Annotated in this window: 15 protein-coding genes, 1 pseudogene and 1 riboswitch; of the genes and pseudogenes, 11 read left to right on the top strand and 5 right to left on the bottom strand. The window is 46.0% G+C overall.

Features of this window, described 5'->3' with window-relative positions; genetic code table 11:
- Window positions 1–20: 20 nt before the first annotated feature.
- Window positions 21–872 carry a DegV family protein gene (locus MOB98_RS20395; RefSeq protein ID WP_268358717.1) on the top strand — a complete coding sequence of 284 codons (852 nt, stop codon included), beginning with the start codon at window positions 21–23 and terminating at the stop codon, window positions 870–872.
- Window positions 873–919: 47 nt separating this feature from the next.
- On the opposite strand, the gene nprB is transcribed toward MOB98_RS20395, so the two are convergent.
- The 4 genes from nprB to MOB98_RS20375 form a co-directional block, all read right to left on the bottom strand.
- Entirely contained in the window at window positions 920–2536 is a 1617-nt protein-coding gene (gene nprB / locus MOB98_RS20390) for a neutral protease NprB (protein ID WP_268358716.1), read from the bottom strand.
- A gap of 136 nt (window positions 2537–2672) precedes the next feature.
- Window positions 2673–2966, bottom strand: a complete 294-nt coding sequence (locus MOB98_RS20385; protein ID WP_003233021.1) for a DUF3784 domain-containing protein — start codon at window positions 2964–2966, stop codon at window positions 2673–2675.
- A 19-nt stretch (window positions 2967–2985) separates the two neighbouring features.
- Entirely contained in the window at window positions 2986–3573 is a 588-nt protein-coding gene (locus MOB98_RS20380; protein ID WP_268358715.1) for an HAAS signaling domain-containing protein, read from the bottom strand.
- On the bottom strand, window positions 3570–3917 hold the full coding sequence (locus tag MOB98_RS20375; protein ID WP_268358714.1) for a PadR family transcriptional regulator: 348 nt from the start codon (window positions 3915–3917) through the stop codon (window positions 3570–3572). The genes MOB98_RS20380 and MOB98_RS20375 overlap by 4 nt, the downstream gene beginning before the upstream one ends.
- A 179-nt stretch (window positions 3918–4096) precedes the next feature.
- Here MOB98_RS20375 and MOB98_RS20370 point away from each other — a divergent pair, with 179 nt between their 5' ends.
- From MOB98_RS20370 to MOB98_RS20360, 3 genes are read left to right on the top strand one after another with little or no spacing between them, the layout of a single operon-like run.
- Window positions 4097–4633 (top strand): SdpA family antimicrobial peptide system protein, encoded by a 537-nt coding sequence (locus MOB98_RS20370; RefSeq protein WP_268358712.1) that lies wholly within the window; start codon window positions 4097–4099, stop codon window positions 4631–4633.
- Window positions 4618–5547 (top strand): sporulation-delaying protein SdpB family protein, encoded by a 930-nt coding sequence (locus MOB98_RS20365; protein ID WP_268358709.1) that lies wholly within the window; start codon window positions 4618–4620, stop codon window positions 5545–5547. Before MOB98_RS20370 ends, MOB98_RS20365 begins: the two co-directional genes overlap by 16 nt.
- A complete protein-coding gene (locus MOB98_RS20360) occupies window positions 5544–6128 on the top strand; it encodes a sporulation delaying protein family toxin (RefSeq protein ID WP_268358708.1) in 585 nt (194 codons plus the stop codon). The genes MOB98_RS20365 and MOB98_RS20360 overlap by 4 nt, the downstream gene beginning before the upstream one ends.
- Window positions 6129–6180: 52 nt before the next feature.
- Here MOB98_RS20360 and MOB98_RS20355 read toward each other — a convergent pair.
- Window positions 6181–7076: pseudogene (locus MOB98_RS20355) on the bottom strand (S1 RNA-binding domain-containing protein).
- A gap of 98 nt (window positions 7077–7174) precedes the next feature.
- Here MOB98_RS20355 and MOB98_RS20350 point away from each other — a divergent pair.
- From MOB98_RS20350 to MOB98_RS20320, 7 genes are all read left to right on the top strand, one after another.
- Window positions 7175–7666, top strand: a complete 492-nt coding sequence (locus tag MOB98_RS20350; RefSeq protein ID WP_268358706.1) for a YajQ family cyclic di-GMP-binding protein — start codon at window positions 7175–7177, stop codon at window positions 7664–7666.
- 103 nt (window positions 7667–7769) lie between these two features.
- Window positions 7770–7886: riboswitch (SAM riboswitch) on the top strand.
- 90 nt (window positions 7887–7976) lie between these two features.
- Entirely contained in the window at window positions 7977–9815 is a 1839-nt protein-coding gene (locus MOB98_RS20345; RefSeq protein ID WP_268358705.1) for a bifunctional homocysteine S-methyltransferase/methylenetetrahydrofolate reductase, read from the top strand.
- Between the two features lie 90 nt (window positions 9816–9905).
- Window positions 9906–10355: a GNAT family N-acetyltransferase gene (locus tag MOB98_RS20340; RefSeq protein WP_268358704.1), complete on the top strand. Its 450-nt coding sequence runs from the start codon at window positions 9906–9908 to the stop codon at window positions 10353–10355.
- Between the two features lie 4 nt (window positions 10356–10359).
- A complete protein-coding gene (locus MOB98_RS20335; RefSeq protein ID WP_268367336.1) occupies window positions 10360–11211 on the top strand; it encodes a GNAT family N-acetyltransferase in 852 nt (283 codons plus the stop codon).
- 111 nt (window positions 11212–11322) lie between these two features.
- Entirely contained in the window at window positions 11323–12594 is a 1272-nt protein-coding gene (locus MOB98_RS20330; RefSeq protein WP_268358700.1) for an MFS transporter, read from the top strand.
- 8 nt (window positions 12595–12602) lie between these two features.
- The gene (locus MOB98_RS20325; RefSeq protein ID WP_268358699.1) at window positions 12603–13718 is read left to right on the top strand and encodes a mandelate racemase/muconate lactonizing enzyme family protein; all 1116 of its coding nucleotides are present in this window, start codon (window positions 12603–12605) and stop codon (window positions 13716–13718) included.
- A gap of 94 nt (window positions 13719–13812) precedes the next feature.
- Window positions 13813–14442, top strand: a complete 630-nt coding sequence (locus MOB98_RS20320) for a YitT family protein (protein WP_268358721.1) — start codon at window positions 13813–13815, stop codon at window positions 14440–14442.
- The last annotated feature ends 18 nt before the right edge of the window (window positions 14443–14460 follow it).

Here is a 14460-nt window from a genome sequence, read left to right as displayed (position 1 = left end):
ACGGAAAGAAGGGAAGCAATATGACAGTTCATCTCATCGCTGACAGCGCTACTGATTTGCCTCGTTCTTATTTTGAAGAAAAAGGCATTGGCTTTATTCCGCTCAGGGTTTCTCTCGGCGATAAAGAATTCGAAGATGCAGTCACAATTCATGCGGATCAAATATTTGAAGCGATGCAAAATGGAGAAACGCCTAAGACGTCCCAAGCCTCACCGCAAACAATTAAAAATGTGTTTTTGCAATATGCCGAAACAGGTGATCCCGCTCTTTACATTGCCTTTTCCTCAGGTCTCTCCGGCACGTATCAGACAGCTGTAATGATCGCCAATGAAGTGAAGGAGGAATTCCCCGATTTCGATTTGCGGGTCATTGATTCCAAATGCGCTTCATTAGGATACGGTCTGGCTGTCCGGCATGCTGCCGATCTCTGTATCAACGGGAATACAATACAAGAAATTGAAACGTCTGTAAAGAACTTTTGCAGCCAGCTTGAACACATTTTTACCGTTGATGATTTAACATATCTCGCGAGGGGCGGCCGGATATCCAAAACGTCCGCTTTTGTCGGCGGCCTGCTGAATATTAAACCGCTGCTTCAGATGGAGGACGGCAAGCTTGTGCCTCTGGAAAAAATCCGCGGACAGAAGAAACTTTTCAAACGGATCATCGAGCTTATGAAAGAGCGCGGGGATGATTGGAGCAATCAAACCGTAGGGATCAGCTACGCCGCGAACGAAGAAAAAGCCGCTGATATGAAACACTTGATTGAGGATGCGTTCAAGCCGAAAGAGATTATCATGCATTCAATCGGTTCTGCAATCGGCTCGCACGCCGGCCCCGGCACATTGGCAATTTTCTTTTTAAAAAAATGAGCAAACAAAAACAGTCAGGCTCCAGTGTCCCGACTGTTTTTTGATTGCTATTGAATGCCGACAGCCTCATACGCTTTTTCAACTGAAGCTGATTGCTTTGAGCCTTCACCATATAAATCATTGGCGGCTTCGATCGCTGCTTGCTTCATCATGCTGAAATCTGTAGATGCCGTTACATAATACGTTAAAGCCCGATAGTAAATTTGTTCACATGCTTCACGCCCAATGCCTTCAACCTGTATATTGTGGTGTACGCCTCCTTCTGCCAGAAGGTAAGCTGCTTTATTGTGGATGGACGAATTGATATGGACTCCGCCATAATCCTCCGTTCCTGTGTAACGGTTCGAGTAATGATCTGGATTGCCCTGCTTAGACGGATCTTCTAATGACCGTAATGAATCTCCTGCAATACCCGGGGTATAGACATCCTCGCCGATTTCCCAATCATCGCGGTCTGCCATTGCCCCCATAATGTCGGAAATGGACTCGTTTAATGCACCGGGTTCTCCTTGATATAACAGGCCGGCGGAATACTGTGTGACTGCGTGTGTGATTTCATGCGCGACAATGTCGAGCGATCCAGACAGCGGCTTAAATTTCGAACCGTCTCCATCCCCGTATACCATCTGGACACCGTTCCACGCCGCGTTGTTCCATTGTTTGCCGACATGCACGGTAGACGTAATCCTTGCTCCGTTTCGATCAAAAGAATCACGGCCAAATGTCTTGCTGTAATAATCGTAAACGGCTTGCGCATTTGCGTGTGCGTCTACAGCCGCAGGTTCATTAAATACGGACGTGCCGCTGACTATTTCTTTGCCCGTATACCCGATCAGTTGAGACAAAAGCGTAAACAAGGTTTCGTTCAGGTTCTTCGCGTCAAACGTATTGATCCCTTTTCCCCTTGTTTCGTCAGCCAAATAAAAGCGCCCATTTTGTTCTGTGACGTCAAAGCTTTTTTCATCACCTGACACGCCGATTCCTGTACCTGCCGCTTCATGAATGGCATTAAAGGACTCAATGACCTTTCCGTTTTTGGCATCGATGAAATAATGCCAATAGCCAGGATCAGGTTCAGATGTCGAGAGTCTCACAAGGTAGGCGAGATCATATTCACCGTCGTGTGGATAGATATATAATTCGCCTTTTGGTTCCCCATCAAGATATTCGATTTTTCCAATGGAAGCCTCGAGCTCACGCCTTGCTGTATGTATTGCTTTTTTCTCAGAAATAGACGGTGTGACGGAGACGTCCTTGATTTGCGGATGCACCTTTCCAAAGAAACTTTTCACTTGTTTGTTTTCCTTCATCGCGACCGCTTGTTCAAAGCCGTAAATCGGAATTCCTTTGTAAACCTCCGTTAAATTAAAAAACGTTTGTTTTGTCTTTGGATCCTTTATGGTTTTCGAAACGCGAAAATGGCTGTTCGCATTCCCTTTGAGCTTAAACTGCGTTTGATGCTTGTCAAGATAGGAAAATAGCGATTCTTTCTGGGTTGTGTTTTGTACCGGCTTCTGCGATGACTTTTCGATGATGTATGAAGGGGTTTGATACGTATGGTCGTATTCGATGCTTTGATCAGCTGAGGCATGTGTTACAAAAACCATTTGGACCGCTGTGCATAAGCCGGCCAGTAATAGAGAGGTCTTGGCCAGATTGTGCAAAAAACCACTTCCTTCCTGTTTTGGAATCTATCATTTTTTCTTCATCCTATCAAAAAAACAAACACTTGTATGTGGTGCTTCGTTCTTATTTTCCCAAAAAAGAAGGGCAGAGATATTTCGCTCTGCCCTTCTTTTTCTACTCTACTAATTTTTTATTCACATAAATAATAACTCCTGCTCCATATGCCAATATAAGCGGGGGTATGAGCTGCTCCTGGCCTTGGAATGAGATAAAGCTATTCAGCAATATGAACAAACCGGAATTCAAGAAAAAGTAGCCCGCTATTCTGGCCAGCCGATCTTTATCCCGGATACGCGCCTCATTAAATCCGGCCAGCATCCAGGTTTGTTTTTTGATTCCGACAAAATAGGCAACCACAAAAAATAAAAGCGCGATGACGATTAACAGATAATTGATGCTGATTTCCATATTACAGCCTCCTACAACATTACTTGACGTTTAGAAAAAGAAAAAAAGCGGCACAGCTCCCAGCAATCAGCAGCAGGACGACGACAGCATTGAGGAACGGCTGCAACAGAAGCAGCACTGCCAAAAACAGCAGATAAGCCGCACCGACTCTCGAAATCGTGTCAATCTCCTTTTGAGAGCGCATTTTGTTTTTTCTGACGCCGGCAAACATCATCAGTTTTTTCCGCTTCCACACATATCCGGCAAGCACCGCTAAATAAACGGCCAGCGGCACATATCTGTAATCGGGCGGCAGCAGCGGCAGGGCGATCATCACGGCAATGAGAAGGACCGAAAGCCAGCTTTTCCCCAATAAAGACCTCCTCCTTTTCGTTTCTCCCCTATCACCCATCACAACTGCTGCAAGCTCCTTCGGATGAGAAAATTCGGTTTCGACAGCTTCCTGCAGCTCCTCTTTACTAAAGCCGGCTTTGATTCTGTCTTGAACGAAAGCAGTTATATGCCCCTTTAATTCGTCGATAGCGTTTTCTCTCTCTACATCAGGCATATTCGCCAGCTCTGCATTTAGTTCCTCCATGTACCGGTCAATGATATGCTGTGTATTCATAGCAAATCCTCCGATAAAGACAGTAAGGCTTGATGGGTTTCCAGGTACTTCTCCAGCCGTTCTTTTAACATTTCTTCTCCTTTTTGCGTCATTTTGTAATACTTTCTCTTCGGGCCGTCCATTGAATCCTCCCAAAAAAATTCGATCCATCCTTTCTCGGTCATTCGTTTCAGAATCGGATAAATCGCCCCCTCTGAAATAGCAAGTGCCGAGGTGGTTTTTAAGGATGACGTCAGCTCATAGCCGTACATCGGTTTAGAGCGCAGCAGGGAAAGAATGGCCAGCTCGAAAATCCCTTTTCGAAATTGAACAATCCAGCGGTCATTAACTTGATTCGTTTTCATGGTTTAAATATATCGAAAAAAACACTATATATCAATCACATATAGCTGAGTAAAATGTCCTGTTTTTCTCTTTTGGAAAAAATGGAATTTCTCATACCTTTTAACCTTTTTATTACATAAATGTTTTTATATTATGAAAAGTGAAAAAAACGATTCTAGAGGTTAAAAGGAGCAGTCGAATGCAGAAATCGATATCATTTTTTGTCATTTTTTCAGTGCTTTGGGGTTCGTTATTTCTGTTTTCTATTATTGGCAGCCTAGGGACAACCCCTATTCCGCTGACAAAGGACTCCAAATTTCTCATGTCCAGCATCCTCCCGCAGGGCTGGGGCTTTTTCAGCAAAAATCCGCGTGATACTGCAATCGGCTTATATGAGGCTGAAGATGCCAGCGCCAAGGTCAGATGGCCCAATATGAGGGCTGACAACCTCTTCGGCCTGTATCGGTACGGAAGGTCACAAGGTGTTGAAATGGGCGTGATCTACGGCCAGGTCGGCAAGGAACAGTGGACAGCATGTAAAGAAAAGGACCTTGGCGCCTGCAAAAGCACAGCCAAAACCGTGCAGTTAAAAACGCCTGCTCCCCGCCCGCTGCTTTGCGGCAGCTATTATTTGACGAAAGAGGATATTGTGCCTTGGAGCTATTCTAAATACACCCCTTCGTCTTATCAGGTAAAAAGCATAGTCAAGGTTGTGATCTCATGCTCGAAAACATAAAACAAACCATCACCGGATGGGACGAAAGAAACCCGTGGACAAATGTATACGGCCTTGCGAGAAGCATTATCGCGCTATCCAGCCTGCTGACGCTGCTCGTCAATCATCCGAGCCTCATCATGAAGCCAGCCAGCGGAATCAGCAGTTACCCTGCTTGTAAAATGAATCTCAGTCTCTTTTGCCTTGGCGAAAATAACTATATGATGTTAAATCTTTTCAGATGGGTCTGCATTGCCATTCTGGTGCTTGTCGTCATTGGCTGGCGACCCAGAATTACAGGAGTTCTCCATTGGTATGTCAGTTACAGCCTCCAGTCATCACTAATCGTCATCGACGGAGGCGAGCAGGCAGCAGCTGTCATGACCTTTTTGTTGCTTCCCATCACGCTGACTGATCCGAGAAAATGGCATTGGAGCACGAGGCCTATAGAGGGCCAAAGAACACTTGGAAAAATAACAGCTTTTATTTCTTATTTTGTAATCAGAATCCAAGTGGCGGTGCTTTATTTTCACTCTACCGTCGCTAAGCTGTCCCAGCAGGAATGGGTGGACGGAACAGCCGTCTATTATTTCGCCCAGGAAAAAACCATTGGCTTCAACGGCTTTTTTCAGGCGTTAACGAAGCCAATTGTAACAAGTCCGTTCGTGGTGATTCCGACATGGGGGACGCTGTTGGTTCAGACTGTCATCTTCGCGGCGCTGTTTGCGCCGAAAAAGCATTGGAAATTGATTTTGATCATCGCTGTTTTTATGCATGAGATTTTTGCAGTCATGCTGGGCCTCATCAGTTTCTCGCTTATCATGGCCGGCATTTTGATATTGTATCTCACTCCTATCGATTCCACGATTCAATTTACATATATTCGCAGACTGTTGTGGAATAAAAAACAAAAGAAGGGAGAGGTTTCAGTTTGAAGAAGGCGTTTCTAGTGTTTTTGTCGGTTGTATTGGTGACGACTGTGTTTTTGGTGAAGCAGCAAGAAAGTGTAGCACAGGCAAAGCAGCTTGAATACTCAGGTGAAGAGATTTTTAAAGGGTTTGTGTTTGCTCAGGGGGAAGTCGGCAAACAGCTTCCAGAGGTCTTTAATAAAGCCATGACTGACAAACTCAACACAAAAGAGGCAAAGGCATTTGCCAATCAGGTTGTCGCTGATATTAAAAAAGAGGATGCTGACTTTTTTGACAACCTGAAGAAAGCTGTGTACAGCAAAGATGCATTGAAAGTGGATGAACTGCTGAAAAAAGCGGGACAAATCGTTGAAGAAAAAGTAGAGGCTGCAAAGGAAATCGCAGCTTCCAAGGATGATACATCCAGAGTTCAGGCCGAGCTCGTCAACACGGTTGAAACCGCAAACTATTTCTATTATGTTTCCTATGTTGCTGCAGCCGGTGCCCTGATTTTGGTCATTCTTGCTATTGATATTACGCCGATCGCGATTTCAGACAATGTGGATCGCGAAATGGCAATCAGAACGCTGGTTGATGAATTAAACTAGACATCAAAAAAGGCTCGCTCCGCAGTTCTGCTGCAGGCGAGCCTTTTTCATGCTATTTTTTCTCGTATGTCCAGCCGTCTTCCTGATACACCTTTCCGTTTTTCATTAAATGGCCGAGCGCGCGTTTAAAGGCAGCTTTGCTCATGTTGAAACGTTCTCTGATATCGTCAGGCTGGCTTTTGTCGCTGTACGGCATGGCACCGTTTCTCGTTCTCATATAGGTAAGGATATACTCAGCATCGACAGACAGCGCATCCTGCTTTCTAGGGAGAAGCGACATATTGACTGAACCGTCCTCTTTCACTTGAATCACCCGGCCTGTGACTCTTGAACCGAGTCTTGGCTCCTCTTTTCTCTCTGAAGAATGGATAAAACCGCGGATCCCGTCATCCGTGATGATGAATGAGCCCGATGCGATCAGCCTGTACACCGTACCTGTCAGCTCTTTATTCATCAGATCGTCTGAAGCGTCGGTAAACAATTCGCTGATGATATCCTCTGGTGCTGGCTTCGCAAACATGCGCCCCCGGTTCGTCACCTTCAGCATACAGTAAAGCTTATCCCCTTTTTGCGGCCAGACATCCTCGTATGGCGGCAAATGCTCGGTTGCGACAAGCGCGTCCTTCGATAAGCCGACATCAACGAAAACGCCCATATCTTCCACTGTATCCACCACTTCGACCCAGCCGTACTCATCCGCGCTGATGACCGGAATTTTCATCGTGGCCGCAAGCCTTTCCTGCTGATCGACGTATATAAAGACCTCTACCTCGTCTCTGTCTTCGATATCCTCAGTTATTTCACTGTTATGTAAGAGAATCGTATCTTCTCCGTCGGTTAAAAAGTAACCGAAGTCGGTTTGGTGATCTATACTCAAGGTTAATTGCTGCCCTGGTCTCATGCTACCGTCCTTCCTTTCCGCTTATTTTCTGCGGATTTTGTTAACATTTTTTCCAATCATCACAAATTGATTCTTTGTTCTGTTGGAAGTTTCTCTTTATTCTACTATAATCAACACATAAGTTAAATGTTATGGAGGTTTTCATATGGCAAAAGAAAGTTCATTTGACATTGTATCCAAGGTGGAATTGCCTGAGGTGCAAAACGCAATCCAAATTGCACTGAAGGAAATCAGTACAAGATATGACTTTAAAGGAAGCAAAAGCGACATTTCTTTAGATAAAGAGGAGCTGGTCCTTGTTTCCGATGACGAGTTCAAATTAAGCCAGCTGAAGGATGTGCTGGTCAGTAAATTGATTAAACGAAACGTACCGACAAAAAACATTGATTACGGCAAGGTGGAAAACGCATCAGGCGGAACGGTACGCCAGCGTGCAAAGCTTGTTCAAGGCATTGACAAGGACAACGCCAAAAAAATCAATACGATCATCAAAAACTCCGGACTGAAAGTAAAGTCTCAGGTGCAGGATGATCAAGTGCGCGTCACTGGAAAAAACAAAGATGACCTGCAGCAAATTATCTCAGCTGTGCGGGGTGCGGAGCTGCCAATTGACGTTCAATTTATAAATTTCAGATAAATTTTCTGAATCCTATTGATTATTGTCTTTATTTTCGGTAAATTTGGAGAAAGGGAAAAGGCCCGGCATCTTGGCATTTCCTGAACACAAAACTTCATTTCCGTTCTTATCAAGAGAAGCAGAGGGACTGGCCCGACGAAGCTTCAGCAACCGGTGTAATGGCAATCGCCATGACCAAGGTGCTAAATCCAGCAAGCTCGAACAGCTTGGAAGATAAGAAGAGACAAAATCACTGACAAAGTCTTCTTCTTAAGAGGACTTTTTTTATTTCTCTTTTTTCCTTGCTGAATGTGAATAAAGGAGGCAGACAATGGGACTTTTAGAAGATTTACAAAAACAGGTGCTAATCGGTGATGGCGCCATGGGGACGCTCCTCTACTCCTATGGCATTGACAGGTGTTTTGAGGAGCTTAACATCTCGAAGCCGGAGGAAATTCAGCGCATACATAAAGCGTACGTTGAAGCGGGAGCCAACATTATTCAAACGAATACGTACGGCGCCAATTATATTAAATTATCCAGACACGGCCTTGAGGATGACATCAAAAAAATGAATCAAGAGGCAGTAAAAATCGCGCGGGCTTCAGCTGGCGACGCGTACGTGCTTGGGACGATGGGCGGCATCCGCACGTTTAATAAAAACGCGTACAGCCTTGACGAGATCAAACGCAGTTTTCGCGAGCAGCTGTACCTGCTGCTGCATGAAGGGCCGGATGGCTTGCTGCTAGAAACGTATTATGATTTGGAAGAAGCACGTGAAGTACTCAAAATCGCGCGGAAAGAGACTGATCTTCCGATTATGCTGAATGTGTCGATGCATGAGCAAGGTGTACTGCAGGACGGAACACCGCTTTCCGAAGCATTGCGATCGATTGCGGATCTCGGAGCTGATATCGTCGGCATTAACTGCCGCCTTGGCCCTTATCACATGATTGAAGCGCTCAGCGAAGTGCCGATTTTTGATGATGTGTTCTTATCAGTTTATCCAAACAGCAGTCTTCCGTCGCTTGAAGAGGGACGGCTCGTCTATGAAACAGACGACACGTATTTTCAAAATAGCGCGTCAGAATTCCGCAAGCAAGGCGCACGGATTATCGGCGGCTGCTGCGGCACCACGCCGAATCACATCAAAGCCATGGCCGAAGCGGTTGGCGGACTTGCTCCGATTACGGAAAAAGAAGTCAAAACCAGGGAAAAGGAATTCATTTCCGTTCAGCACGAGCGGATGGAGCCCGGATTGAATGAGATCGCGGCGGAAAAACGCTCCATCATCGTAGAACTAGACCCGCCGAAAAAACTGAGCTTTGACAAATTTCTATCAGCGGCTGCTGAATTAAAGGAAGCGGGAATTGATGCCCTGACACTCGCCGACAATTCTCTGGCGACCCCGCGGATCAGCAATGTCGCCTGCGGTGCCCTTGTGAAGCAGCAGCTCGATATGCGGTCCCTTGTCCATATTACGTGCCGGGACCGAAACATTATCGGCTTGCAGTCACATTTAATGGGCCTGGATACATTAGGGCTGAATGATGTGCTGGCCATTACGGGTGACCCATCTAAAATCGGGGATTTTCCGGGTGCAACGTCTGTGTATGATTTAACATCCTTTGATTTAATCAGGCTGATCAAACAGTTCAATGAAGGGCTGTCCCTGTCAGGAAAGCCGCTTGGCAAGAAAACGAATTTCTCAGTGGCCGCCGCATTTAATCCTAACGTCCGCCATCTGGATAAAGCCGTAAAACGGCTGGAGAAAAAAATAGATTGCGGCGCGGATTACTTTGTTTCACAGCCTGTTTATTCCGAGCAGCAGCTTGTCGATATCCATAACGAAACCAAGCATCTGAAGACACCGATCTATATCGGCATTATGCCGCTCACAAGCAGCCGGAATGCTGAATTCATCCACAATGAAATTCCGGGCATTAAGCTGTCTGACTCTATTCGCGAAAAAATGGCCCTCGCCGGCGAGGATAAAGAGAAACAAAAAGCGGAAGGCCTTGCGATTGCACGCTCTCTGTTGGATACGGCATGCGAGCTGTTTAACGGGATCTACTTGATTACGCCTTTTCTTAGATCTGACTTAACCGCCGAGCTCACTTCGTATATTCAGCAAAAGGATGAGCAGCGCCAAAATATCTATTTGCATTAATGCCTAGAAGACTGCCTGAGCCAATCGGGCGGTCTTTTTCAGCGTAATTCGTGTTACGATAAAGAAAATCAGTTTATAAGGAGGAACATCATGCTCGAAGTTAAAACCATTTCTGCGGAAGATACATACGGCATCCGGCACCGCGTCCTGCGTCCCCATCAATCCATCGAACAATGCAAATATGAACAGGATCATACAGAAGGCTCCTTTCATCTCGGTGCATTTTATGAAGGGAAGCTAATCAGCATCGCTTCTTTTTCCCCTCAAAATCAGCCTTTATTAACGGAGTCCCCTGCGTACAGGCTGAGAGGCATGGCAACGCTTGAAGGATATCGCGATCAAAAAGCTGGAAGCACACTGATCAAACACGCGGAGCAGAAACTGGCAGAGAGAGGCGTGCAGGCGGTCTGGTGCAATGCAAGAGAACATGTCAAAGGCTACTACGCAAAACTTGGCTGGGAAGAACGCGGCGAACCGTTTGAGATTCCTGGCATTGGCACTCATATCGTCATGTGCAAAAAAATCGGAACAAGCAGGTGATCTGATGAACGTAATGGATGAGCTGTTTGAGTTTCATGAAGAACATGTCCCCGGCTTATTGCGGCTTTGCAGGCAGGCCGGATGGCCGGATTATGGCGAACAAGAACTGAAACTGCTTGTCCGGCAAGGACGCTTTTTCGGTTATCAAAACATCCGCGGTGAGATCATCTCCTGTATCGGCTTATTTTTGTTTGGCCGTCTCGCTTCTATCGGCCTCGTCATCGTCGACATAGAATACAAACGGCTCGGTCTCGGGCGGCGGATGGTAAACGCGTGTATCAGCAAAACGGATGAAAGCACCGCCATCAGGATTTGCGCCACAAAAGAAGGTTTGCCGCTTTATGAAAAAGCTGGTTTTCATCACGCAGGTTCAGTCCGAAAATACAGCTGTCACAGTTTTCAGCCTTTTGCAAAGCAGCCCAACGCTGAGCTCGCCTCCTTTAAAGAACAAGACTTTCAAGACATAGCCGCAGCAGATCTGGCAGCCTTTGGCGGAGACCGATCAAACCTTCTGCAGCAACTTATTTCCAATTCAGAGGAATGTATCGTTGCCAGAAACAACAAGGGACATCTCATTGGCTACGGCCTAACTGTACAAACACCAGCCAATCTGAAATTCGGCCCCATTGTCGCCCCATCATCAGACGTTGCTGCACGATTAATCAGCAGGCTGGCCGCCGGCAAACAAAGTCCGATGCGAATCGACATACCGGCTGAACACACCTCTCTGCATGACAGCCTGATAGAAATGGGATTTCAAGCAGACGATGAGCCTCCGCTTATGCTTTACCAGAAAAAGAAGCTTCCTATCCAAAATGGACACTTATATGCTTTAATATCACAGGCCCTCGGCTAATCCTCTTTTTTACCGAACAGGTATTTTCTGTTCGGTTTTTTGCGGTCTGATCGTTGAATAAACGGAGCCATCAGGGACATTCTAAGCAGAAGAAAAGGAGTGTGCTCTGAGATGGAATCATCAAAACAAAATAACGGAATGACGATTGTTGCAATCGGTTCAATCCCTTTAATATTAACCCTAGGAAACTCAATGCTTATTCCGATTTTGCCAAAAATGAAATCTGAACTTCATTTATCACAATTTCAAGTCAGTCTCGTGATCACAGTGTTTTCCTTGATTGCGGCGTTTGCGATTCCGATTGTCGGTTATCTCGCAGACCGTTTTTCCCGGAAAGCCATCATTATCCCCTGTTTATTTCTATATGGAGCGGGCGGTTTGTTAGCCGGGTTTGCCGCAGGTTTTTTTGACAATGCATACCCTTGGGTTATGGCTGGCCGGGCGCTTCAGGGACTCGGAGCAGCCGGGACCGGCCCAATTGCCATGGCGCTGTCAGGGGATCTGTTTAAAGGCGCCCAGGAAAGCAAGGTGCTTGGCCTTGTTGAAGCTTCAAACGGCATGGGGAAAGTGCTTTCGCCGATCATTGGCTCGCTAATCGCCCTGCTTGTCTGGTATGGCGCGTTTTTCGCCTTCCCGGTGTTTTGTATCATTTCAATCGTGCTGACTTGGATTTTTATTAAGGAAAAGAAAAAGGAAAAAGAACCGCCCCCGATTGGAAAATATGCAAAAGGGCTATTAAGTGTTTTTAAACATGAGGGCAGATGGCTGTTTACTGCTTATTTAGCAGGGGCAACTTGTTTATTTACTTTATTCGGCATCCTTTTTTACCTTTCAGATGTCCTAGAAAAAACATACGATACCGACGGCGTTAAAAAAGGCTTGATTTTGGCAATTCCCCTTTTGGTCATGTGTGTGACATCTTATACAACCGGAAGCAAAATCGGCCAAAAGCAATCGCTAATGAAAAAGCTGATCGTTCTGGGATTGGCGTTTATGACCGTATCTTATGCGGCTTTATCTTTCATTGAAAATCTTGTGCTCTTTATCAGCGTTCTCGTCCTGAGCAGTATCGGTTCAGGCCTTGTACTTCCTTGTGTAAACAGCTTTATAACCGGAGCTGTCGGCAAAGAAAGACGTGGATTTGTAACCTCGCTGTACGGATCAGTTCGATTCTTAGGGGTTGCCATCGGGCCTCCGATTTTCGGACGCCTGATGGAATGGTCCAGACCCGGCATGTTTTTAAGTATTGCCGGATTGACGCTTGTTGTCGGCATACTCGTGATCATGCTGATCCATGTCAATCAAAACAAAGAAGAAACAAAAGAAAAAGAAGAAGAATCTAAAATGGCTGGCAACCGGCTACAGCCTGCTGAGGAAAGGTAGCATCCAGTTTGAAAATTGAACGGGTTGAGACCTTTCCGCTTTTGCACCAATTAGAAAATGCATACGGAGATGCAAACGGGTTTAAACGATATCGAACTTGCTATCTCATCAGAATTGTCACAGAAAGCGGGATCGACGGCTGGGGAGAATGCGTCGATTGGCTTCCGGCTCTCCATGTCGGTTTTACCAAACGGATTATCCCGTATCTTTTAGGAAAACAGGCCGGCAGCCGCCTGCCCCTGGTGCGCACGATTCAAAAATGGCACCAGCGGGCGGCCTCTGCTGTAAGCATGGCACTGACAGAAATTGCGGCCAAAGCTGCGGATTGTTCGGTTTGTGAACTATGGGGCGGGCGATTTCGAGAAGAGATCCCTGTATATGCCTCATTTCAATCATATTCAGACCAGCCGCAATGGATCAGCCGTTCAGTTTCCAACGTTGAAGCCCAGTTAAAAAAAGACTTTAAGCAAATCAAAGTCAAAATCGGCGGGACTTCATTCGAGGAAGATCTTCGGCACATCAATGCGTTGCAGCATACGGCCGGCAGCTCTATTACGATGATTCTGGACGCAAACCAAAGCTACGACGCTGCAGCCGCTTTTAAATGGGAACGCTATTTCTCAGAATGGACGAACATCGGCTGGTTTGAGGAGCCTTTGCCCTTTGATCATCCGCAGGATTACGCTTTGCTGCGCAGCCGTTTATCTGTGCCTGTTGCCGGCGGAGAAAATATGAAAGGCGCGGCTCCATTTGCGCATCTCCTTTCACAGCGCTGTTTGGATATCATTCAGCCCGATGTCATGCATGTCAACGGAATCGATGAGTTTCGGGACTGCCTCCAGCTCGCCCGTTATTTCGGCGTCAGAGCATCCGCTCATGCATATGACGGTTCCCTTTCACGGCTGTACGCTTTATTTGCGCAAGCCTGTCTCCCTCCATGGTCAAAAATGGAGAACGATCAAATTGAACCGATCGAATGGGATGTCATGGAAAATCCTTTTACCGATCTCATCAGCCTTCAGCCTTCAAAAGGAATAGTGCATCTCCCGAAAGGAAAAGGCATTGGAACAGAAATCAATATGGAGATCGTTAATTGCTACAAATGGGATGGCTCAGCATATTAAGCTGGGCCATCTTTTATTTGCAGACATAAATCATGGACAGCCTCATAAAATGGAAACAGCGGACAAGTCTTTTCATAAAGGAGCAAATGACTTAATGGCTGAACTGCTGATGAAAGCAAAACTTACGTTTATGATTATCGTAGGCGGCGTACTGCAGGGACTCGGCATGTCCTTGTTTTTATTTCCGCATGATATTCCGACAGGCGGGGCAGCAGGTATTGCGGTGCTATTGCATTATCTGTTTCAAATTCCCCATGGTTTTTCCGTGTGGGCTGTAAATGTGTCGATGCTTTTTACCGCTTTAAAATGGCTGGAGATGAGAACATTCACCGGCACCCTCGCTTCGATTACGGTCACCTCTGTATCGGTATTAATTTTTGATGCGGTTTTTCCGGATATCACATCAAACCTGTGGCTTGATCTAGGCAGCGGCGCAGTGTTATTGGGACTCGGCATTGGACTTTTATACAAATACAAAATTTCAAACGGTGGATTCGGGGCCCTTGCTCTGATGATTTCCATTTACCGCGGCGGGAATCCCGGAACGATCCTGCTCATTATGAATTGCATCATTTTTATGGTAACCGCGTCTATTATCGCTTGGGGCATCGTCATTCAAGCCCTGATATGCCAAGTGATATCAACAAGAGTCATCGACTTCATCTATAACATCCGTCTGACTTCACTCCCCTATCTCACGCCTATGTACCGCCATAAAAAATAATAGGCAGAGGCTCTCTTC

It is taken from the genome of Bacillus sp. N13C7 (genome assembly GCF_026790065.1).
GTDB lineage: Bacteria > Bacillota > Bacilli > Bacillales > Bacillaceae > Bacillus.
This window is presented reverse-complemented; position numbering and strand designations above follow the sequence as displayed.